Annotated in this window: 18 protein-coding genes; 14 read left to right on the top strand and 4 right to left on the bottom strand. The window is 61.3% G+C overall.

Annotated features, from left to right (window positions below; genetic code table 11):
* Positions 1–182 precede the first annotated feature (182 nt).
* Both ACZ889_RS09635 and bfr read left to right on the top strand, forming a co-directional pair.
* Positions 183–401, top strand: a complete 219-nt coding sequence (locus tag ACZ889_RS09635) for a bacterioferritin-associated ferredoxin (RefSeq protein ID WP_003254947.1) — start codon at positions 183–185, stop codon at positions 399–401.
* A gap of 199 nt (positions 402–600) precedes the next feature.
* On the top strand, positions 601–1,074 hold the full coding sequence (gene bfr / locus ACZ889_RS09630) for a bacterioferritin (RefSeq protein WP_003254948.1): 474 nt from the start codon (positions 601–603) through the stop codon (positions 1,072–1,074).
* 57 nt (positions 1,075–1,131) lie between these two features.
* Here bfr and grxD read toward each other — a convergent pair whose 3' ends face one another.
* Together grxD and ACZ889_RS09620 are read right to left on the bottom strand one after the other, a co-directional pair.
* Positions 1,132–1,467 (bottom strand): Grx4 family monothiol glutaredoxin, encoded by a 336-nt coding sequence (grxD, locus tag ACZ889_RS09625; RefSeq protein WP_003254949.1) that lies wholly within the window; start codon positions 1,465–1,467, stop codon positions 1,132–1,134.
* Between the two features lie 91 nt (positions 1,468–1,558).
* Positions 1,559–3,667, bottom strand: a complete 2,109-nt coding sequence (locus tag ACZ889_RS09620) for a molybdopterin-dependent oxidoreductase (protein ID WP_476257335.1) — start codon at positions 3,665–3,667, stop codon at positions 1,559–1,561.
* Positions 3,668–4,041: 374 nt separating this feature from the next.
* Between ACZ889_RS09620 and argF the strand changes: the two genes are divergently transcribed.
* Positions 4,042–4,962, top strand: coding sequence for an ornithine carbamoyltransferase (gene argF, locus ACZ889_RS09615; RefSeq protein WP_003254953.1), 921 nt, complete (start codon positions 4,042–4,044; stop codon positions 4,960–4,962).
* The gene (locus tag ACZ889_RS09610) at positions 4,959–6,068 is read left to right on the top strand and encodes an ABC transporter ATP-binding protein (protein WP_010952248.1); all 1,110 of its coding nucleotides are present in this window, start codon (positions 4,959–4,961) and stop codon (positions 6,066–6,068) included. The genes argF and ACZ889_RS09610 overlap by 4 nt, the downstream gene beginning before the upstream one ends.
* Positions 6,069–6,105: 37 nt before the next feature.
* Here ACZ889_RS09610 and ybaK read toward each other — a convergent pair whose 3' ends face one another.
* Positions 6,106–6,576 carry a Cys-tRNA(Pro) deacylase gene (gene ybaK / locus ACZ889_RS09605; RefSeq protein ID WP_003254957.1) on the bottom strand — a complete coding sequence of 157 codons (471 nt, stop codon included), beginning with the start codon at positions 6,574–6,576 and terminating at the stop codon, positions 6,106–6,108.
* A 302-nt stretch (positions 6,577–6,878) separates the two neighbouring features.
* Between ybaK and ACZ889_RS09600 the strand changes: the two genes are divergently transcribed.
* The 4 genes from ACZ889_RS09600 to glpD all read left to right on the top strand — a co-directional run bounded on the left by ACZ889_RS09600 (position 6,879) and on the right by glpD (position 11,972).
* The gene (locus tag ACZ889_RS09600; RefSeq protein ID WP_003254959.1) at positions 6,879–7,730 is read left to right on the top strand and encodes an MIP/aquaporin family protein; all 852 of its coding nucleotides are present in this window, start codon (positions 6,879–6,881) and stop codon (positions 7,728–7,730) included.
* Between the two features lie 51 nt (positions 7,731–7,781).
* The gene (gene glpK / locus ACZ889_RS09595; RefSeq protein WP_004575666.1) at positions 7,782–9,281 is read left to right on the top strand and encodes a glycerol kinase GlpK; all 1,500 of its coding nucleotides are present in this window, start codon (positions 7,782–7,784) and stop codon (positions 9,279–9,281) included.
* Between the two features lie 101 nt (positions 9,282–9,382).
* Positions 9,383–10,138, top strand: a complete 756-nt coding sequence (glpR, locus tag ACZ889_RS09590; RefSeq protein ID WP_003254962.1) for a DNA-binding transcriptional repressor GlpR — start codon at positions 9,383–9,385, stop codon at positions 10,136–10,138.
* 295 nt (positions 10,139–10,433) lie between these two features.
* A complete protein-coding gene (gene glpD, locus ACZ889_RS09585) occupies positions 10,434–11,972 on the top strand; it encodes a glycerol-3-phosphate dehydrogenase (RefSeq protein WP_476257334.1) in 1,539 nt (512 codons plus the stop codon).
* A gap of 27 nt (positions 11,973–11,999) precedes the next feature.
* On the opposite strand, the gene ACZ889_RS09580 is transcribed toward glpD, so the two are convergent.
* Entirely contained in the window at positions 12,000–16,322 is a 4,323-nt protein-coding gene (locus ACZ889_RS09580; protein WP_476257333.1) for an NEL-type E3 ubiquitin ligase domain-containing protein, read from the bottom strand.
* 332 nt (positions 16,323–16,654) lie between these two features.
* Between ACZ889_RS09580 and ACZ889_RS09575 the strand changes: the two genes are divergently transcribed.
* From ACZ889_RS09575 to aauR, 6 genes are all read left to right on the top strand, one after another.
* Positions 16,655–17,572 carry a glutamate/aspartate ABC transporter substrate-binding protein gene (locus ACZ889_RS09575; protein ID WP_003254967.1) on the top strand — a complete coding sequence of 306 codons (918 nt, stop codon included), beginning with the start codon at positions 16,655–16,657 and terminating at the stop codon, positions 17,570–17,572.
* Between the two features lie 145 nt (positions 17,573–17,717).
* Positions 17,718–18,464, top strand: coding sequence for an amino acid ABC transporter permease (locus ACZ889_RS09570; RefSeq protein ID WP_016488794.1), 747 nt, complete (start codon positions 17,718–17,720; stop codon positions 18,462–18,464).
* Complete coding sequence (locus tag ACZ889_RS09565; RefSeq protein ID WP_003254970.1) at positions 18,465–19,136, top strand: amino acid ABC transporter permease; 672 nt, start codon at positions 18,465–18,467, stop codon at positions 19,134–19,136. It begins immediately after the preceding gene.
* On the top strand, positions 19,133–19,867 hold the full coding sequence (locus ACZ889_RS09560; protein WP_020190711.1) for an amino acid ABC transporter ATP-binding protein: 735 nt from the start codon (positions 19,133–19,135) through the stop codon (positions 19,865–19,867). Before ACZ889_RS09565 ends, ACZ889_RS09560 begins: the two co-directional genes overlap by 4 nt.
* A 68-nt stretch (positions 19,868–19,935) precedes the next feature.
* Positions 19,936–21,840, top strand: coding sequence for a two-component sensor histidine kinase AauS (gene aauS, locus ACZ889_RS09555; RefSeq protein ID WP_179052734.1), 1,905 nt, complete (start codon positions 19,936–19,938; stop codon positions 21,838–21,840).
* On the top strand, positions 21,837–23,165 hold the full coding sequence (aauR, locus tag ACZ889_RS09550) for a two-component response regulator AauR (RefSeq protein WP_003254975.1): 1,329 nt from the start codon (positions 21,837–21,839) through the stop codon (positions 23,163–23,165). The genes aauS and aauR overlap by 4 nt, the downstream gene beginning before the upstream one ends.
* Positions 23,166–23,176 lie beyond the last annotated feature (11 nt).

Below are 23,176 nucleotides of genomic sequence, written 5' to 3'. Positions count from 1 at the left end.
ACGGGCTTGCCCGACATCCAACAAAGGCCGACCATCATACACGGCTTCTCATGACAGGCCGACTCCGTCGACAAAGCGACCACCGGTCGCTCAAGCACAGCACCCTCAGAAAGATCTTTGACAAGCATTCTCATTAACATTAAGCTCCAACCCATCGACCCAACCAGCGATGGTCAGCCCTTATGTATGTGTGTCTTTGTGTCGGCGTTACCGACGGACAGATCCGCGATGCGATCTATGAAGGATGCTGCAGTTACAAGGAAGTGCGAGCCGCCACCAATGTCGCCAGCCAGTGTGGGAAATGCGCCTGCGTGGCCAAGCAGGTGGTCCGCGAGACCCTGACCGAGCTTCAGGTCAGCCAGGCGGCCTTGCCCTACCCCGTCGAATTTACCGCTGCCTGAACGCAGAATTTCAAGAACCGGACCTGGTGTCCGGTTTTTTTATGCCCGCAATTCAACAAGTTAGCGTTGCAACGCGGTTCACAAACATTCTTATTCCTATTAATTTTCACTTAGTATTCAAGAACTTAGGTTTGACACACCTAAGTATCGGGCTCAAACTTCAGTGGATTGACACACTTCTACAGGGCAGGAACCCGACATGAAAGGCGACGTAAGCGTCATCCAGCATCTCAACAAGATCCTCGGAAACGAGCTGGTCGCGATCAACCAGTACTTCCTGCACGCACGCATGTACGAAGATTGGGGGCTGAACAAACTCGGCAAGCACGAGTACAAAGAATCCATCGATGAAATGAAGCACGCTGACAAACTGATCAAGCGTATTTTGTTCCTCGAAGGTATTCCTAACGTTCAGGACCTGGGCAAACTGCTGATCGGCGAGCACACCAAGGAAATGCTCGAGTGTGACCTGAAGATTGAACAGCAAGGCCTGGTCGACCTGAAGGCCGCCATCGCCCATTGTGAAACCGCTGGCGACTTCGGCTCGCGTGACGTGCTCGAAGATATCCTCGAGTCCGAGGAAGAACACATCGACTGGCTGGAAACCCAACTGGGGCTGATCGACAAGATCGGTATCGAGAACTACCTGCAGTCGCAGATGGGCGAAGAGTAACTATTCGCCCCATAAAAAAACCCGCTGATCGCGGGTTTTTTTATGCTTGCCGGAAGATCAGGCTTCAGAAGCCTTGGCCTTGGCAGCCGCTTCCTTGATCAGGGTTTGCAGCTCACCCTTCTCGAACATTTCCAGCATGATGTCGCTGCCGCCAACCAGCTCACCGGCTACCCACAGTTGCGGGAAGGTCGGCCAGTTGGCGTATTTTGGCAGGTTGGCGCGAATTTCCGGGTTCTGCAGGATGTCGACGTAGGCGAACTTTTCGCCACAACCCATCACGGCCTGCGATGCACGCGCAGAGAAGCCGCACTGCGGGGCATTCGGCGAGCCTTTCATGTAAAGCAGAATGGTGTTGTTGGCAATCTGCTCTTTGATCGTTTCGATGATATCCATGTAGCACCTCGGCTGAACTATCCGACACAGTCGTCGGCACGGTGTCGCATTGTATCGGAAAGCCGAGCGCCGTGCTCGGCCTTGCCGTTCCTCAAGCGGCCTCGACCTGCACGGGTACGCCATTGAGCGCAGCGTTCCCGGAAACCTGGTCCCGAAAGCGCTCATCGGTCAGGTCATTGGCACTCACGCCGGGTTGCGCCTGGGCGATCTGCAGGTGCACGCCCTGACGACCATGACCATAGCCATGGGGCAAGCTGACCACACCGGGCATCATGTCCTCGCAGGCCTGCACCTCGACCTCCAGTGAGCCAGTACGCGAACGGATGCGCACGCGCTGGCCATCCTGCAGTTGCCGCTGCTGCAAATCTTGCGGGTGCATCAACAACTGATGCCGTGGCTTGCCTTTCACCAGGCGATGGAAGTTGTGCATCCACGAGTTGTTGCTGCGCACATGGCGGCGCCCGATCAGCAGCAGCTCGCCCGGCACTGGGGACGTCATTTGCGCCAGGCGGTGCAAGTCGTCCAGCAAGACCTGAGGGGCTGCTTCGACAGCCTTGCTGACGGTCGTCAAACGCCCAGCGAGGTTGCTGCGTAAAGGCCCCAGGTCAAGCCCGTGCGGGTGATCGTCCAGTGTTGCCAGGGAGAGCTGCCAAGGCGTTGCTTCACCATAGCGCCCTTTGCGCAGGGCTTGATCAATCATCTGCGCAGGCGACCAGGTCGGCTTCAACGCCAACTCGGCACGCTTGGCAAACGCCTGGGCCAGGCCGACGAAGATCTCCCAGTCATGCAGTGCCCCCTCCGGCTTGGCAAGGATCGCCCGGTTGAAGCGCGTGACATTGCGCACTGCCAGCAAGTTGAAGGTGCTGTCGTAATGGTCGTTCTCCAGCGCTGAGGTGGAGGGCAGGATCAAGTCGGCATGGCGGGTGGTTTCGTTGATGTAGAGATCGATACTGAGCATGAACTCCAAACCCTCCAGCGCCGTATCCAGCTGGCGGCCGTTAGGCGTGGACAACACAGGGTTGCCGGCAACGGTCACCAGGGCGCGCACCTGCCCTTCGCCCGGTGTTTGCATTTCCTCGGCAAGGGCAGCCACCGGCAGCTCGCCGCCGTACTCGGGCAAACCCGACACACGGCTCTGCCAGGCGTTGAAATGGCCGCCCGAGGTGGTTGCCACCAGGTCGACGGCAGGCTCCGTGCACAACGCGCCGCCTGTGCGGTCGAGGTTGCCGGTCACCAGGTTCACAAGTTGCACCAGCCAGTGGCAAAGGGTACCGAATGCTTGGGTCGAGACGCCCATGCGGCCGTAGCACACGGCCTGCCCGGCAGCGGCGAAGTCGCGTGCCAGCTGGCGAATATCCGCTGCAGCAATACCACATTGGGCGCTCACGGCCTCGGCACTGAACGGCGCAATGGCCTCGCGCACCTGCTGCAGGCCGTTGACCGGCAAGTGCGAGCCCCGTGCCAGGCCTTCTTCGAACAATGTGTTGAGCAAGCCGCACAACAGGGCTGCATCACCACCGGGGCGTATGAACAAATGGCTGTCAGCCATTGCCGCCGTTTCGCTACGCCGCGGGTCAACCACCACCAGGCGCCCACCACGCGCCCGCAGGGCCTTCAGGCGCTTCTCCACGTCCGGAACAGTCATGATGCTGCCATTGGAGGCCAGCGGGTTGCCGCCAAGAATCAGCATGAACCCCGTGTGGTCGATGTCCGGAATCGGCAGCAGCAGCCCATGCCCATACATCAAGTGGCTGACCAGGTGTTGGGGCAACTGGTCCACGGACGTGGCAGAGAAACGGTTACGGGTCTTGAGCAGGCCCAGGAAATAGTTGCTGTGGGTCATCAAGCCGTAATTGTGCACGCTCGGGTTGCCTTGGTAGACCGCCACGGCATTGCGCCCATGGGCTAGCTGAACCGCCCACAATTTTTCGGCAGCCAGTGCGAAGGCCTCATCCCAACCAATGGCCTGCCAATGCTCACCGACTCGCTTATGGGGCTGGCGCAGGCGATCCGGGTCGTTCTGAATGTCCTGCAACGCCACGGCCTTGGGGCAGACATGGCCACGGCTGAACGGGTCCATGGGGTCGCCCTTGATCGAGCTGATCAGGGCCCGCCCGTCTTCCTCATGGCTGACTTCGATGTTGAGCCCGCAGATCGCTTCGCACAGGTGACAGGCACGGTGATGCAGGGTCTTGGTCATGGCCGCCTCTGCCTTGTTGTTGTCGAACAGTGACTATGCGCCCGCCCCCCGCCCCGCGGCCAGTGCGCTTCGCCGCGTGAATCCACCGACATCAGGCGCACGATTTACGACAGCCATTTGCCAAATTGCCAGCAAGCCGTGTACAACCGTCTGTAGCAAATAAAGAACAGCACGGGCCAACGGGTAAAGACACCCTTTGCAATACCCTTTGCGATCACCCCGCTTTTCCCCCCTTGGCTTCAGGCGACATTTACTTATAGTATTGCGCCTTTCCCTATTTCGTCCGCCCCGTGCGGCTTACGCCGCAGGTCACCCCCGTTGTCAAAAAAACCATACGGTCGACCTGCATACCGTTGCAGATAAGGTAGTCACTCATGAGCGCTAGGCACTTTCTCTCCCTGCTGGACTTCACCACCGACGAATTGCTCGGGGTGATCCGCCGCGGCATCGAGCTGAAGGACCTGCGCAAGCGAGGCGTGCTGTTCGAACCGCTGAAGAACCGTGTGCTGGGCATGATCTTCGAAAAGTCCTCGACCCGTACCCGCGTGTCGTTCGAGGCCGGCATGATCCAGCTCGGCGGCCAGGCCATCTTCCTGTCGCCCCGCGACACCCAGCTGGGCCGCGGCGAGCCGATTGGTGACAGCGCCATCGTGCTGTCGAGCATGGTTGATGTGGTGATGATCCGGACCCACGCCCACAGCACCCTGACCGAGTTCGCCGCCAAGTCGCGTGTGCCCGTGATCAACGGCCTGTCCGACGAATCGCACCCGTGCCAACTGCTGGCCGACATGCAGACCTTCGTTGAACACCGCGGCTCGATTCAGGGCAAGACCGTGACCTGGATCGGCGATGGCTTCAACATGTGCAACTCCTATATCGAAGCCGCCAGGCAGTTCGATTTCCAGCTGCGCATCGCCTGCCCCGAAGGCTATGAGCCGGATCAACGCTTCATGGCACTGGGCGGTGACCGCGTGCAGATCATCCGGGATGCCAGGGAAGCTGTGCGTGATGCACACCTGGTGGTCACCGATGTCTGGACTTCCATGGGTCAGGAGGAGGAAACTGCACGGCGCCTGGCGCATTTCGCGCCTTACCAGGTCACCCGCGAACTGCTCGACCTGGCTGCACCCGATGTCCTCTTCATGCACTGCCTGCCCGCCCACCGTGGCGAGGAAATCAGCCAGGACCTGCTCGACGACCCACGTTCGGTCGCCTGGGACGAGGCTGAAAACCGCTTGCATGCACAGAAGGCGCTTCTCGAATTCCTTGTAGAACCGGCTTACCACCACGCATGAGTCAACCCCTACTGCTCAACCTGCGCAACCTCGCCTGCGGCTATGGCGACCAGCGCATCGTCCAGAACCTCAACCTGCACCTGAACGCAGGCGACATCGGTTGCCTGCTGGGTTCATCCGGTTGTGGCAAGACCACCACCCTGCGTGCCATCGCCGGTTTCGAGCCGGTGCACGAAGGTGAAATCCACCTGGCCGGTGAGGTCATTTCCCGGGCTGGGTTCACCCTGGCCCCGGAAAAGCGCCGCATCGGCATGGTATTTCAGGACTACGCGCTGTTCCCGCACCTGACGGTGGCGCAGAACATTGCCTTTGGTATCGCCAAACACCCACGCCAGGCCGCCGTCATCGAAGAGATGCTGGAGCTGGTCAAACTCGGCGGGCTGGGCGGGCGTTACCCGCATGAGCTGTCCGGCGGCCAGCAGCAACGTGTTGCCCTGGCCCGGGCGCTGGCGCCCGAGCCGCAACTGCTGCTGCTTGACGAGCCATTCTCCAACCTCGACGTGGAGCTGCGCCGGCGCCTGAGCCATGAGGTTCGCGATATTCTCAAAAGCCGCGGTACCAGCGCCATTCTGGTCACCCATGACCAGGAAGAAGCCTTTGCCGTCAGCGACCAGGTTGGCGTCTTCAAGGAAGGCCGCCTGGAACAGTGGGATACGCCCTACAACCTTTACCACGAACCGCAGACGCCATTCGTGGCGAGTTTCATCGGCCAGGGGTACTTCATCCGTGGGCAAATGAGCAGCCACGAGGCGGTCAATACCGAAGTGGGTGAGCTGCGCGGTAACCGCGCCTACATCATGGCGCCGGGCAGCTCGGTGGATGTACTGCTGCGCCCGGATGATATCGTGCATGCACCTGGCAGCGCGCTCATGGCGAACATCGTGGGCAAGAGTTTCCTTGGGGCATCCACGCTCTACCGCCTGCAGTTGCCCACCGGTAGCCAGCTCGAAGCGATCTTCCCTAGCCATAACGACCACGAGATCGGTGAGAATGTGGAGATTGCAGTGAAGGCCGATCACCTCGTGCTATTCCCGGTACCGGGTAGCGTTGCGGCACAGTTGCCACGCCAGGAGAATGGCGTGCGTCGATACAGTTCGGCGACTTGACTTCAGAACCAGAGGGCCGCTTGGCGGCCCCCTGCTCTCAGCCTCGACCAATCCCGGCAAACGTGCCCTGCGTATACTCCGCCAGCACCGCCGCAGCCAACTCCACTTCCAGGCCACGCCTGCCGGCGCTGACATGGATAGTTGCAAAATTCTGCGCCGAGTCATCAATGAAGGTCCGCAGGCGCTTCTTCTGCCCCAGCGGGCTGATGCCGCCCACCAGGTAACCGGTCGCCCGCTGCGCCGCCGCCGGGTCGGCCATCTCGCACTTCTTCACGCCGGCAGCATGGGCCAGGGCCTTGAGGTCCAGGGTACCTACCACAGGCACAACCGCTACCAGCAATTCCCCTTTCTCGCTGCTTGCCAGCAACGTCTTGAACACCTGTTGCGGGTCGAGCCCGAGCTTTTCTGCCGCCTCCAGGCCATACGACGCCGACTTCGGGTCATGTTCATAACTGTGCACACGATGCTCGGCACGGTGCTTCTTCAACAAGTCTAGGGCGGGGGTCATGCAAGGGCTCCAGTCAGGGACGACTCGGCGGCTACTTTAGGACAATTCCCACATCCCAGCCACCGCACCGCAATCGCGCGCGTCTAGTACAGGGATCAGCAGCTGATTCTAGCGACCATATCGTGACTGACCGTTCACTTTCGACCTTTGACATCAGCGTTTCTTGTCTATATTTTTTCGTTTCTGAATAAACGATGCCCTTTTAAGGTGCATTTCCTACATCACCCGGGGTCAATGGGGATAGACACCGGGTTTTGCTGTCGAGCGCCACGCGCCTCACAACAAAAAAAACGAGGTCATACATGACGACTGCTCTGCGCCAACCCACACTGTCCAGCCAATGCCTGGCCGAGTTTCTCGGCACCGCCCTGCTCATCTTCTTCGGCACCGGCTGCGTTGCCGCGCTCAAGGTTGCCGGCGCCAGCTTCGGGCTTTGGGAAATCAGTATCATCTGGGGTGTGGGCGTCAGCATGGCCATCTACCTCACCGCCGGTATTTCCGGTGCGCACCTGAACCCAGCCGTGAGTATCGCCCTCACACTGTTCGCAGGGTTCGACAAGCGCAAGCTGCCCTTCTACATGCTGGCCCAGGTATGCGGTGCATTCTGTGGCGCAGCACTGGTCTACACGCTGTACAGCAACCTGTTCTTCGATTTCGAACAAGCCCACGCCATGCTGCGCGGTAGCGAAGGCAGCCTGGAGCTGGCCTCGGTGTTCTCCACCTACCCGCACCCGTCGCTGTCCACCAGCCAGGCGTTTCTGGTCGAAGTGGTGATCACTGCCATTCTGATGGCCGTAATCATGGCCCTGACCGACGACAACAACGGCCTGCCGCGCGGCGCCATGGCCCCGCTGCTGATCGGCCTGCTGATTGCAGTGATTGGCAGCGCCATGGGCCCATTGACGGGTTTTGCGATGAACCCGGCCCGCGATTTCGGGCCAAAACTCATGACCTTCCTGGCCGGTTGGGGCGAAATCGCCTTCACTGGCGGGCGGGATATTCCCTATTTCCTGGTTCCGGTATTTGCACCGATCCTTGGCGCCTGCTTGGGTGCAGCGAGCTATCGCGGCCTGATTGCACGCAACCTGCCAATGGCGCCTGCCGCGACCCCTGAGACAAATGACATTCGCCAGGGCGATACTCAAGCCAATTGATGCCGCCATCACGCACAGCCCTGACCCCCTATTCTTGCAAGGCCTACGACCATGACAGACACCCAGGATAAGAACTACATCATCGCCCTGGACCAGGGTACCACCAGCTCACGGGCGATCATTTTCGACCGTGACGCCAATGTTGTAGGTACCTCCCAGCGCGAGTTCGCACAGCATTACCCGCAGGCGGGCTGGGTCGAGCATGACCCGATGGAGATTTTCGCCACACAAAGCGCGACCATGGTCGAGGCCCTGGCCCAGGCGGGTATCAGCCACGCCCAGGTCGCCGCGCTGGGCATTACCAACCAGCGCGAAACCACGGTGGTGTGGGACAAGGAAACCGGGCGCCCGGTGTACAACGCCATTGTCTGGCAGTGCCGCCGCAGCACCGAAATCTGTGCCCAGCTCAAGCGTGACGGCCATGAAGGCTACATTCGTGAAACCACCGGCCTGGTCACCGACCCGTATTTCTCCGGCACCAAGCTGAAGTGGATCCTCGACAATGTCGACGGCGCCCGTGAACGCGCCGAGCGTGGCGAACTGCTGTTCGGCACCATCGACACGTGGCTGATCTGGAAGTTTACGGGTGGCAAGGTTCACGTCACCGACTACACCAACGCCTCGCGCACGCTGATGTTCAACATCCACAGCCTGCAGTGGGACGACAAGCTGCTGCAAATCCTGGGCATCCCGCGGCAAATGCTGCCTGAGGTGCGCCCATCTTCGGAAGTGTACGGCCACACCAAGAGCGGCATTGCCATTGCCGGTATCGCCGGCGACCAGCAGTCGGCACTGTTCGGCCAGATGTGCGTTGAGCCGGGTCAAGCCAAGAATACCTACGGCACCGGCTGCTTCCTGTTGATGAACACGGGCGACCAGGCGGTGAAGTCGTCCCACGGCCTGCTCACGACCATTGCCTGCGGCCCGCGTGGTGAGGTGGCCTATGCACTGGAAGGTGCGGTATTCAATGGCGGCTCTACCGTGCAATGGCTGCGTGACGAACTGAAGATCGTCAACGACGCCCTGGATACCGAGTACTTCGCCAGCAAGGTCAAGGACAGCAACGGCGTGTACCTGGTGCCCGCCTTTACCGGCCTGGGCGCCCCGTACTGGGACCCGTATGCCCGCGGTGCGTTGTTCGGCCTGACACGTGGTGTAAAGGTGGACCACATCATTCGCGCCGCACTGGAGTCCATCGCCTACCAGACCCGCGATGTCCTCGACGCCATGCAGCAGGACTGTGGCCAGCGCTTGTCCGAGCTGCGCGTGGACGGTGGTGCAGTGGCCAACAACTTCCTCATGCAGTTCCAGGCCGACATCCTCGGCACCTGCGTCGAGCGGCCGCAGATGCGCGAAACCACGGCGCTGGGCGCCGCCTATCTGGCAGGCCTGGCCTGTGGCTTCTGGAGTGGCCTGGACGAGCTGCGCGACAAGGCGATCATCGAGCGTGAGTTCAGCCCGCAGTTGGACGAAACGCAGAAAGAAAAGCTGTATGCCGGCTGGAAGAAGGCGGTCGAGCGTACCCGTGACTGGGAAGATCACGAGGCATGATAGCTGTTGGGGCCGCCATGCGGCCCCAATCGTCCACTGGCCGTCATCCCCTTCCTACGGCATCATTGCAGAATTTGTCCGGCAGCCCCAAAGGACCGCCCATGAATCTGCCCCCTCGCCAACAACAAATCCTCGAACTGGTACGCGAACGCGGCTATGTCAGTATCGAGGAAATGGCGCAGCTGTTCGTTGTCACTCCCCAGACCATCCGACGCGACATCAACCAGCTTGCCGAGCTCAACCTGCTGCGTCGTTATCACGGCGGCGCGGCTTACGATTCGAGCATCGAGAACACCGCCTACGCCATGCGTGCCGACCAGATGCGCGACGAAAAGCAGCGCATTGCCGACGCCGTAGCCCGGCAGATTCCCGACCATGCGTCGCTGTTCATCAACATCGGCACCACCACCGAATCGATCGCACGGGCGCTGCTCAACCACAACCACCTGAAAGTCATCACCAACAACTTGCACGTGGCGGCGATCCTGGCCGCCAAGGACGATTTCGAAGTGCTGGTGGCGGGTGGCACGGTACGCCGTGATGGTGGTGTCGTCGGCCAGGCCAGTGTCGATTTCATTAACCAGTTCAAGGTCGACTTCGCCCTGGTGGGCATCAGCGGTATCGACGAGGATGGCAGCCTGCTCGATTTCGACTATCAGGAAGTGCGGGTGTCGCAAGCCATCATCGCCAATGCCCGGCAAGTGATCCTCGCGGCCGATTCCAGCAAGTTCGGGCGCAATGCCATGGTGCGTCTGGGCTCGATCGACCTGGTCGACTGCCTGGTGACCGATCAGACACCAACCCCAACCCTTACCCAATTGTTGAACCAGAACAAGATCAGGCTTGAGGTGGTTTGAGGGCTGGTGGGTGCATGCCGCCAGATGTGTGGCGGCCGTGAGATCAAGTGCGGCCCGCGCGGCGCATCGCGAGCGTGGCTCGCGCCTGCATCGGTTTCGGGCCAGTTATGCCTGAGACAGCGCCCCCCCATAACCAAAGCCACCCCCTAAATTTTCGGAAATGTTCACTTCGTTGTCATTTGATCAGTTTTTTCTATAGAGACTGACTGGCGACCGGCTTTCTGTTGCGCTAATATTTTCGCAAACGAACATCAATGTTCATATTCGATGTGAACAGCCCCAGGAGGCCTTGCCCGTGTCCCAGCCAGTTTCGTCCCAGCCCCCAACAGCCGACTGCTATGACCTTGTCGTGATCGGCGGTGGCATCAATGGCGTGGGCATCGCTGCCGACGCCGCTGGTCGCGGCTTGAAGGTCTTCCTTTGCGAAAAAGACGACCTGGCCCAACACACGTCATCAGCCAGCAGCAAACTGATTCACGGTGGCCTGCGCTACCTGGAGCACTACGAGTTTCGCCTCGTACGCGAGGCCTTGGCTGAACGCGAAGTGCTGCTGGCCAAGGCCCCGCACATCGTCAAACCTATGCGCTTCGTGCTTCCGCACCGCCCGCACCTGCGCCCTGCATGGATGATCCGCGCCGGCCTGTTCCTCTACGACCACCTGGGCAAGCGCAAGCGCCTGGGCGCCTCGCGTAGCCTGCGCTTCGGCCCGGGCTACCCGCTGAAGCCGGCAATCACCCACGGCTTCGAATACGCCGACTGCGCTGTCGATGACGCCCGCCTGGTAGTACTCAACGCCATGGCGGCCCGTGAGCTGGGCGCACACATCCACACCCGCACCCGCTGCTTGCGCGCCGAACGTGTAGAGGGCTTGTGGCAGGTAGAACTGCAGCACGCCGACGGTAGCCTCCAGACGATCCATACCCGCGCGCTGGTCAACGCCGCCGGCCCGTGGGTAGCCAGCTTCATCAAGGACGACCTCAAGCTCGATGCGCCTTACGGCATCCGCCTGATCCAGGGCAGCCACATTATCGTGCCGCGCCTGTATGAAGGTGAACATGCCTACATTCTGCAGAATGAAGACCAGCGCATCGTCTTCTGCATCCCGTACCTGGACCGCTTTACCCTGATCGGCACCACTGACCGGGAATACAGCGGCGACCCGGCCGCGGTCGCCATTACCGAGCAGGAAACACATTACCTGTTGAAGGTCGTCAACGAGCACTTCAACCACCAACTGAGCCAAGCCGACATCCTGCATACCTACTCCGGCGTTCGGCCGCTGTGCAACGACGAGTCGGACAACCCTTCGGCGGTGACCCGGGACTACACACTCGCCCTTTCGGCAGAAGCTGGCCAGGCACCGCTGCTGTCGGTGTTCGGTGGCAAGCTCACCACCTACCGCAAGCTGGCCGAATCGGCCATGGCTGAACTCAAGCCCTTCTTCACCCAGATGCGCGGCCCCTGGACCGCCAGTGCGCCACTGCCGGGCGCAGAGGGCATGACAACGGTACAGGCGCTGATCGATGCCGTACTGGCACGTTGCGGCTGGTTGCCTGTAGACCTGGCCAAACGCTGGGTGCTCACCTATGGCAGCCGTGTGTGGCGACTGCTCGATGGCGTTCACGGCCCCGAAGACCTCGGGCAGGCTATCGGGGCCGGGCTGTTCACCCGCGAGGTGGACTACCTGCTGGAAGAGGAATGGGCAGAGCAAACCGCTGACATTATCTGGCGTCGCACCAAGCTGGGCCTGTCGCTGACTGCACAGGAGCAGATGGCCCTGGAGGCGTATCTGCAGCAAGCCCGCAAGGTGCGCGCGAATAGCCGCGCAGCCTGATACCGACGGTGAAGCCCTCTTGATCCGTCAAGGGGGCGTATTCGCCCAACGCTCGTAGGCTTCACGCGCCAACCGCGCCAGCAATGCCCGCTCGCTGCGATCGAAATCAGCCTTCAGTGCTTCACAGCGTTGCAGAAACTCGTTTTCGCTGATCACTTGCTCATCTACCTGAGCCTGCAGGGCCTCCATCCGCTGGTGCAGTGGCTGTACCAGGTCTTCAAATCGCTGCGCATGAAACTCGCGCGCGTATTGCTCCCAGAAAGGCCGCTGTGCCAACGAGGCAATCAGGGCATCCGTCGACTCAGTTTGCAGAACCGCGTCCTGGACCCGCAGCAGGTCGCTGGTGGTTACGTTTGCAAAACTTGGGTAGTGCATTTCGTCGAGCTCGATCGGCAAGCCCAACGGACGCGCAAGCCGCTGTCGGTAAAAAAGCCTTGTCTCGATTTCATCGATATGTGGGGCGTGCTCGGCATGCATGCGTTGCACGTGCAACGTCGCGTGGCGGTCGACCTCGTCCAGGCGAAACAAACCACGCGCCAGGCTTAGCAAACGAGCTTCCATCCGGCTGCCATGAGCATCTTCGACGGCGCGCAGCACCAGAACCCCAATTTCCATCTGCTCCAGCAACAGCAGCAGGCGATCCTCACAACTGCGCCGGCCAGATGCCTCGAGAAACAATTGATGACGCAACTGCTCGTGCTGCTCACACGTTTCCAGAATCCGCCAGATTCGGCTGCGGTAATGCCCAGGGTGCTGTTCAAAGTCCTCGCCGTGGACGAAGTCTGCCAGAAAGCGGAACATTCCATCTGAGTGCGGCTCCTCAAGCAGCGCTGTCCATATGGCCTGCTGGCGATCACGTTCAGCGTCGGCTGTGCTGTTGGCCCAGGTATTGAACAGGTCACTGTCAATGGCGCGATGGCGTGCGGACGCTGACCCCCACTGTCCTGGGGTTACACCTCGAGCCTCATCAAGCAGTAATGCGTCAGCTTCGCCAAGTGGATTATCGTGCAAGGACAACTGGTGCACCTGCAGGCGCAGCTGCTGCAACTCTCGGCGCAGCGTGCGAATGTTGTTGTTTCGCAAGTCTATGTGGGCACGAAATGAAATCCGCTCAGGCAACGCCTCAAGGCCAGCAGAGCGCAAGTTGACTTCACGCAAATTGCCCAGGCGCGTCAGTACCGGCGCCCTTCCCAACGGGTTGTGGCTGAGGTCCAGGTACCGCAGCGCGCTCATCCCGGCAAGACGCAATTCACCGGCCTCATCCATTATCACGCTGTTGCGGCGCAGGTTTAGCTGCCGCAGGCGGGGCATATGTTCAATGCCGTGAGGGATCGCAGTCAGGCGATTGCCGGACAGGTCGAGTTCAATCAGGTTGGGAAAACGGCGAAGAAAGTCCGCATTGATTTCACCAAGGCCCAGGTCACTGAGGATCAGCCGTCGCACATGATCAAAGCTCACCCCCTCCGGTAATTCGGGCAGACTCCCGATACGCTCTCCGCTGATGATCAGCGCGTAGTCCCCGGCCTCGTCGGTTATCTTGCGCCGCCAGCTTCGCCGTACGGCAGTAGCGACCCGACGGCGGCGTAGGGCGTCCAGTGGGTTACTGGCATCCCTTCGCCACTGGCGCAGGCTCTGACGCAGGCGCGCCAACTGCCCCGTGAGCTGGCTGTAGTGCTCCCACAACCCTACTCGCCGCTCCATGAGGTCAAGCAGATAGGCTTGTAGCTCCCCGTCTGTCATCGTCGGAAACACTTGGTGAATACCACGCCCTATGGCACGCCGACTGCTCTCGCCTCGCCCACTCAAGGCATACCCGATACGCCCATCCCCGAAACGGGTCGGGGGTCGCAGGCCAACGCCCAGACGCGGCATGCCACAGAGCTCAGCCGCTTGGGTACGATCACCGGCAGCGGCCTCGATCAGCAACGAGCCCAGGGCGCCTGGACTGACAGCGGCATCGCCGAGATCGGCTGTCTGCGTCTCGTCCAGCGCAGCCAACAGTGCCGCCAGGTAGGGGCCGGATGTACCTTGACCGACGTAGCGATAGCCGTCGCCGCGGCGCACGATACACCGTACATCCTGCGCAGACTCTGCGCCGATACCGGCCAGATACCGGCCACTCGGGCTACCTTCGCGCAGTTCGATGCGCAGGGTGTCCGGCCATTTCAGCTGACGCTCGAGCAAGCCCAAAGCCAGGCGTTCGGTGTCCGGATTGACGCAACGCGGCAGGCGCAAACCGGCACAGGCCCTGTCCAGACGGCTTTCGCGCAGCGACCATCGTGCACGCTCGGCCACTGCCAAAGGGATCCGCTGCGCGGTGCTGAGTGTATCGAGCTGCGCACCGCTGCATTGCTGAAGCAGCTCACGAGTACAGCGAGCCGACAGGCCGGGGAAAGTGCGCCGCAATATCCGCTCGATGCCATTGGGCTGCACTTGCCGATCAGCAACGTACTGCGCCAGTCGCGGCGCGCTGAAGTCCGGGTGTAATTCATGTGCCTGATAAAGCTCCAGGGCGTCGAGCAACCGTGCAGGTGCGCCCATGTGCTCAACGTGTAAACGGCGAATCTGCGCTTCACTCAGCCCTGTCACCTGGAGCAGGTAGTCGCATGTCGGTTCCGGTAGCTCTGCCAGGGGCGTACTCAGGCGGCGCACCAGGTTGGCCCGCCCTTCCCAGTACTGTGGAGTTTCGAGTTCATGGCGCCAGCCACCGGCGCCATTCTGCTCTATCGCCGGCCGGTAGGCCCTGGGACGACCAGGGTGCAGGATCCTGGAGCGACCATCCTGCGGATCCTCCATCACCCGATAACGCCCCTCATCGAGGTGCCATAACCATTCCTGTGCGCCAGCACCACGCAACGGTTGGGCATCGTAACCGGGCAGATCCGTGGCCATGAGCCTGACCTTGCCTGCGGAGTTGCACACCGGTGCCAAGTCATCCACGAAGGCCAGACGCTCAAGGGCACGCACGGCCACTTGGCTGCCGGCTGCGATCATCCCGCCGACCACGACGTTTTCGGCAACGTTGAACAGGTGGTTCAACGCCCCTTCGCGGTCACCCATGCGCCAATCTTCATACCCTTCATAAACTTCGTCAGCAATCTGAACCGCGTTTGCCACCAGCAGCACTTCGCCAAGCACAGGCACGAACGCCCCCGCCACGTTCAGCACATTCAAACCCAGCTCTTTGTAGCCCTGCATACGCGCTTCGCGGTCTTCGTCATCTTCGACATCGGTGGGCACAGCGAGCACCTTGGCGTCATCCCTGATCTTGGCGAGGCATTGCCGGCGCAGGTGGACGAACGGTGCGTCAGTGATCGGTGCAGAACGGGCGTCGAGTTCCACCCCGGCTGCCGATGCCTGCGCGACCCGCTCGTTCAATACGCGATAGAAATTGATGCGCTCACGCTCGGTAATGAAGCGTGCGAAAAAGCGCCGATAGGCCGGCGCACGGAAGCGCTTTCCAAGGTAGTTGTCGAGTGCATCCCAGCTGGCATGACGGGAGACGGGCTGAAGAGGGTCATCGGGTACCCAGAGCACCACCGACTCCACTGCGACATCAGCTGACGGACGCACTTCCAGCGTCAGCACGCCTTGAACCGGGCGGCCCAGCAGGTACAACTGTCGGGGCACCACAGTGCCCACCAGCGCAGGCACCACCGGCTTTTCGGCAATAAGTGGCAACAGAAAAAAATACGTGCGCTCGTCAATGTCCTGTTTCAACGCAGCGACCCGCATCGCCACCTCGAAATGGGCCTTGAAACTCGCCTCGAACAGCCCGTGCAAGCGGGAAACGGCCTGGCCCGGCTCATCCTCCGGGCCATCCTCAGGCTGTAGATGGTGGGTGAGCAACGCCTGGTACTTGCCCCCTGCGTCGACCTCGCGACATGCGGAGGCAAACGCGTGGAAGCTCATCGGCAGGCGGTTACCATTGCCATCGACCAGTTCACCTTTGAGCGTGAGCCCGGGGCGTGTCTCCCTGCGATGATAGTTATGCAGCGCCGCCTCCAGCAATGAGCGCCTGGAGCGGCGAACATAGGTGGGCCGCAGCAACACAGGCGAAGCGCTGGGCAGCAACAGCCGCTGCGAGACCCGTACCCTCCAGCCCGTCACGTCCGGGTTGCTGAAGCCGCTCTTGCGCAGTTTCGTTTTGAGCAACGCTGCTGCGTAGGCCTGCAAAGAAGGGATGGCCTGGAGGATCGGGCCAAGCCGCGCATTGCAGTTCGCCTGCCGCCGCAGGGCGTTTCGTAACGCATCGAGCCTTTCCGGTTGCGCGTGGTCGACTAGCCATCCAGGCAAGTTTTGGGCAATCAGGCTATCGATGGAATCGTTCGGGGGCCGGTGCGATGACATCTGTGGAGCTCTCCAGGCAAAGAGCAGAGCACACTACGTCTGCGCCCTTGCCGCGCACTGCATAGTTACCACACGCGATACCTGGATGTGCGGCAGCCCATGCGTTCGGATAACCGAACGAGCAAATGCTATTTATTCGGCCTGGCGAACCCCGGAGAGATGGCGAGACTGTCAAGCGCGAGCAATACAAGCGGTTTAAGGTCGACAGCAGGGCTTGGCACGAGTCATGCTCTACACTTGGTAGCCGAATGCACCCGCTTCTTGCTGTATTCGTTGAACGAAGAGTCCGCCAACGGCTCCATAAAAAAAACAAACACGTCGAGGAAAATTTGATGCGTATCGTTCGTCAATTGCTGGGCGCAGCCATCGCGGCTGCAGTCATCGCTTCGCCGGCCATGGCCGAGGAGCTCACCGGCACCCTGAAGAAGATCAAGGAATCGGGCACCATCACACTGGGGCACCGCGACTCCTCCATTCCATTTTCCTACCTGGCCGGCAAACCCGAGCCCGTCGGTTACTCGCATGACATCCAGCTGGCCGTCGTCGACGCGCTGAAAAAGCAACTGGGCACGGACATCAAGGTCCGTTACAACCTGGTCACCTCGCAAACCCGTATTCCGCTGGTGCAGAACGGCACCGTCGACCTGGAGTGCGGCTCCACCACCAACAACGTCGAGCGCCAGCAGCAAGTCGGCTTCTCGGTCGGCATCTTCGAAGTCGGTACCCGCCTGTTGACCAAGGTCAAGGACGGTCAACCTGCATACAAAGACTTCCCGGACCTGGCCGGCAAGAACGTGGTGACCACCGCTGGTACCACCTCCGAGCGCATCCTCAAGGCGATGAACGCCGACAAGCAGATGAAGATGAACGTGATTTCCGCCAAGGACCACGGTGAAGCCTTCAACATGCTCGAAAGCGGCCGCGCTGTGGCCTTCATGATGGACGACGCCCTGCTCGCCGGTGAAATGGCCAAGGCGCGCAAGCCATCCGACTGGGTCATCACCGGTACGCCACAGTCGTACGAAATCTACGGCTGCATGGTGCGCAAGGAAGACGCTGCGTTCAAGAAAGCGGTCGACGACGCCATCGTTGCCTACTTCAAGTCGGGCGAAGTCAACAAGAGCTACGACAAGTGGTTCATGCAGCCGATCCCGCCTAAAGGCCTGAACCTCAACTTCCAGATGAGCGAAGAGCTGAAAAAACTGATCGCCGAGCCGACCGACAAGGCTGCGGACGAGAAGAAGTCCTGATCCTCAGCAAATAGTGGCCTGGTGCTCACAAGCACGAATCAATTCTGCAGGCCACTCATTAGTGTCTAACCTTTCATCCGAGGGCGCCTTGCGCCCCCGGATGCTCGAAGGTGCCCGTGAAACAACCGTCTGAGGGGAAATCCCGATGAATTACAACTGGGACTGGGGCGTGTTCTTCAAGTCCACCGGCGTGGGCAGCGAAACCTATCTGGACTGGTACATCACCGGCCTGGGCTGGACCATCGCCATCGCCATCACCGCCTGGATCATCGCGCTGCTGCTGGGGTCGCTCCTCGGTGTCATGCGTACCGTACCGAACCGCCTGGTATCGGGTATCGCCACCGCCTACGTGGAACTGTTCCGCAACGTGCCCCTGCTGGTGCAACTGTTCATCTGGTACTTCCTGGTACCGGACCTGTTGCCAGAAGGCTTGCAGGAATGGTTCAAGCAGGACCTCAACCCGACCACTTCAGCGCTGATCAGTGTGGTCGTCTGCCTGGGCCTGTTCACCGCCGCGCGCGTCTGTGAGCAAGTGCGTACCGGTATCCAGGCGCTGCCCAAAGGCCAGGAAGCTGCCGCCCGCGCCATGGGCTTCAGCCTCCCGCAGATCTACAACAATGTGCTGCTGCCGCAAGCCTACCGGATCATCATTCCGCCGCTCACCTCCGAGTTCCTCAACGTATTCAAGAACTCCTCGGTGGCGTCGCTGATCGGCCTGATGGAGCTGCTGGCGCAGACCAAACAGACCGCAGAGTTTTCCGCCAACCTGTTCGAGGCGTTCACTTTGGCCACGCTGATCTACTTCACCCTGAACATGGGCCTGATGCTGCTCATGCGCATGGTCGAGAAGAAAGTCGCCGTGCCTGGCCTGATCTCCGTGGGGGGCAAGTAAATGGAAATGGATTTCAGCGAAATCATCCCCGCCCTGCCTGCCCTCTGGGAGGGCATGGTCATGACCCTCAAACTGATGGTCATGGGCGTCATCGGCGGTATCGTGCTGGGCACCATCCTGGCCCTGATGCGCCTGTCGTCGAGCAAACTGCTGTCGAACGTGGCCGGTGCCTACGTCAACTACTTCCGCTCGATCCCGCTGCTGCTGGTGATCACCTGGTTCTACCTGGCGGTCCCGTTCGTGCTGCGCTGGATCACCGGCGAAGATACCCCGGTGGGTGCCTTCACCTCCTGCGTGGTTGCCTTCATGATGTTCGAGGCCGCGTATTTCTGCGAAATCGTCCGCGCCGGTGTGCAGTCGATCTCCAAGGGCCAGATGGGCGCCGCACAAGCGCTGGGCATGAACTACGCGCAGACCATGCGCCTGATCATCCTGCCCCAGGCCTTCCGCAAGATGACCCCGCTGCTGCTGCAGCAGAGCATCATCCTGTTCCAGGACACCTCGCTGGTATACACCGTGGGCCTGGTCGACTTCCTCAACTCGGCACGCTCCAACGGCGACATCATCGGGCGCTCCCATGAGTTCCTGATCTTCGCCGGCGTCGTCTACTTCCTCATCAGCTTCTCCGCTTCGTGGCTGGTCAAGCGCCTGCAAAAAAGGATCACCGTATGATTTCCATCAAGAACGTCAACAAGTGGTACGGCGACTTCCAGGTACTGACCGACTGCAGCACCGAGGTCAAGAAAGGTGAGGTGGTGGTGGTCTGTGGCCCGTCGGGCTCGGGCAAGTCCACCCTGATCAAGTGCGTCAACGCGCTGGAGCCGTTCCAGAAGGGCGACATCGTGGTCGATGGCACTTCGATTGCCGACCCGAAGACCAACCTGCCCAAGCTGCGCTCGCGCGTGGGCATGGTGTTCCAGCACTTCGAGCTGTTCCCGCACCTGACCATCACCGAGAACCTGACCATTGCCCAGCGCAAGGTGCTGGGCCGCAGCGAGGCGGAAGCCACCAAGAAGGGCTTGGCGCTGCTCGAGCGTGTAGGCCTCAGTGCCCATGCCAAGAAACACCCCGGCCAGCTCTCCGGTGGCCAGCAGCAGCGCGTGGCCATCGCCCGCGCCTTGGCGATGGACCCGATCGTCATGCTGTTCGACGAACCCACCTCGGCACTGGACCCGGAAATGGTCAGCGAGGTACTGGACGTGATGGTGCAACTGGCCCACGAAGGCATGACCATGATGTGCGTAACCCACGAGATGGGCTTTGCCCGCAAAGTCGCCAACCGGGTCATCTTCATGGACAAGGGCAGCATCATCGAAGACTGCACCAAGGAAGAGTTCTTCGGTGACCAGAGCGCCCGCGACCAGCGCACCCAGCACTTCCTCAGCAAGATTCTGCAGCACTGACCCGGCCACAGCTTCCGCTGCCACGGACCCACCAGGCAGCGGAAGCTGGTCGTAACAAGGCCACTGTGATGAAATGCGATCCCTCGCTACTTCGCCCTGCCAAGCCTGCCGTGAATTCCCGCCTGATCCGTCAATTGCTGTTACCACCACTGATCATCCTGATGATGGTCGGCCTGGGAATGGCTGGCTACCTGATCAGCGAGAGCAATGGTATCCGCACCCTCAGCGAAAACGGCGAACGCCAGCTGGAGCTGCACGCACGCACGGTCGAAAGCGAAATCAGCAAGTACACCTACTTGCCGAGCCTGCTGGAGCTGGAAGACAGCGTCTCGCACCTGCTCACCGACCCGGACGGCGCCTCACGCCAGACGGTCAACGAATACCTTGAAGGCCTGAACCGTCGCAGTCGCAGTCGGGCCATCTTCGTCCTCGACACCAATGGCCGGGTACAGGCCACCAGCAACTGGCGCGATGCCGACTCGTTCCTGGGTGAAGACCTGTCGTTCCGCGCCTACTTCCAGACTGCCGTGCGCGGCGAGCCAGGGCGGTTCTACGGCATCGGCAGTACCACTGGCGAGGCTGGCTATTACCTGGCCCATGGCCTTGAGGAGCACGGCAAGATCATAGGCGTTGCGGTGATCAAGGTGCGCCTGGACACCCTCGAGGAGCGCTGGCAGCGTGCCCGCCTGGAGGCGTTCGTCAGCGACGAGAATGGCATCATCATTCTCTCCAGCGACCCGGCCCGGCGCCTTAAGTCGGTGCGCCCGCTGACCCCGCAAATCAAGGAGCGCCTGGCGCGAAGCCTGCAGTACTACTGGTGGCCGCTGAACGAATTGCAGCCCCTGGCCCGGGAAACCCTGGCCGATGGTGTGGAAAAACTGACCTTCCCGGCCAACACCGAAACCGCTCATGGCAAACCGCACGAGGTGGCCTACCTGGCGCAAACCAGGCGCCTGGTCGACACGCCCTGGCATTTCACCCTGCTGACCCCACTGCAGGACCTGCGTCGCGAATCCATGGTGCAGGGCATTCTGGTGGGCGTGGCCTTTGCCTTGCTGGCGATCCTCGGCATTGCCTGGAACGAGCGGCGCAAAGTGATCGCCACCCGCCTGGCGGCCCGCGAAGCCCTTGAAGAGGCCAACAGCCAGCTGGAGCGACGGATTGCCGAACGCACCGCCGACCTGCGCGCCAGCAACGAACGCCTCAAGGGCCAGATTCGCGAGCGCCGGCATGCCGAGCAGACCTTGCGCCACGCCCAGGATGAGCTGGTGCAGGCAGGTAAGCTGGCCGCCATCGGGCAGATGTCCACCAGCATTGCCCACGAGCTGAACCAGCCACTGGCTGCGCTGCGCACCTTGTCTGGCAATACAGTGCGCTTCCTCGAGCGCGGGGCGCTGGAAACTGCCAGCACCAACCTGCGCACCATGAATGACCTGATCGACCGCATGGGCCGCATCACCGCCAGCCTGCGCTCGTTCGCCCGGCGCGGCGATGACAGCGGCCAGGCTTCACTGGCCAAGGCGGTAGAGGCCACCCTGCAGGTGCTGGCCAACCGCGTCAGTGCCTGTCACTTGCAATTGCACCACCAGTTCGAGGACCAGCAACTGGCCATCGACCAGACCCGCCTGGAGCAGATTCTGGTCAACCTGATCGGCAACGCCCTTGACGCGATGGCCGCGCAACCGCAGCCTGAGCTGTGGCTGGAAGGCGAGTTGCAGGGCGACAAGTACCGTTTGCAGGTGCGCGACAACGGCCACGGTATCGACGCCGAAGCGCGCAAGCACCTGTTTGAACCCTTCTTTACCACCAAACCGGGCGAGCATGGCCTGGGCCTGGGCCTGACCCTGTCGGCGAGCCTTGCCGCCGCCGCCAAGGGAAGCCTCAACGTCGAGCATCCCGCCACCGGCGGCACGGCCTTCGTCCTGGCCTTGCCCCTGGTTTCCCCCCCTAGCGAATCGGCAGAGCATCCATGAACCAAGCGCCTCTTACCGTCCTGATTGTCGAAGACGACCCGCATGTGCTGCTCGGCTGCCAGCAGGCGCTGGCCCTGGAGGATATCGCCTGCGAGGGCGTGGGCAGCGCCGAACAGGCGCTGGAGCGCATCGGCGACGATTTCGCCGGCATTGTCGTCAGCGATATCCGCCTGCCGGGTATTGATGGCCTGGAGCTGCTCAATCGCCTCAAGGCCCGTGACCGCAGCCTGCCGGTGGTGCTGATCACTGGCCATGGCGATATCGACATGGCCGTAGGCGCCATGCGTAACGGCGCCTACGACTTCATGGAAAAACCGTTCTCCCCCGAGCGCCTGGTCGACGTGGTACGCCGCGCGCTGGAACAGCGCGGGCTGTCACGCGAAGTGGTGGCCCTGCGCCGCCAGCTGGCCGAACAGAGCAGTCTGGAGGGACGCATCATTGGTCGCTCACCGGCCATGGAGCACTTGCGCGAACTGATCGCCAACGTCGCCGACACCTCAGCCAACGTGCTGATCGAAGGCGAGACCGGCACCGGCAAAGAGCTGGTCGCACGCTGCCTGCACGACTTCAGCCGCCGCCAGAGCCACCCGTTCGTGGCGCTGAACTGTGGAGGCCTGCCGGAAAACCTGTTTGAAAGCGAGATATTCGGCCACGAGGCCAACGCCTTCACCGGTGCCGGCAAACGCCGCATCGGCAAGATCGAACACGCCAATGGCGGCACGCTGTTCCTCGATGAAGTGGAGAGCATGCCGATCAACCTGCAGATCAAGCTGCTGCGCGTGCTGCAGGAGCGCACCCTGGAGCGATTGGGCTCGAACCAGAGCATCCCGGTGGATTGCCGGGTGATCGCCGCGACGAAGGCCGACCTCGATGCCTTGGGCCAGAGCGGCCAGTTCCGCAGCGACCTGTATTACCGGCTGAACGTGGTCACCCTGGAGCTGCCGCCGCTGCGTGAGCGCCGTGAAGACATCCTGCAGTTGTTCGAACATTTCCTGCAGCAGTCGGCCCTGCGCTTCGACCGCGAAACACCGACACTGGACAGCCAGACCCTGTCGCGCCTGATGGCCCATGACTGGCCGGGTAACGTGCGCGAGTTGCGTAACGTGGCCGAACGCTATGCCCTCGGCCTGCCAGCATTCAAGAAAGGCCCCAGCGGTGGTGCCAACCAAGGCCTGCTTTTTGCCGAGGCGGTGGAAGCATTCGAACGCAACCTGCTCACTGATGCCCTGCAACGCACGGGTGGCAACCTGAGCCAGGCCAGCCAGGAGCTGGGCATGGCCAAGACCACGCTGTTCGACAAAGTGAAAAAATACGGCCTCGGCTGACTTGAACCCAA

This window comes from Pseudomonas sp. TE3895 (genome assembly GCF_056278855.1).
Note: the sequence above shows the minus strand (reverse complement) of the source record. Positions and strands in the feature narration are given on the sequence as shown.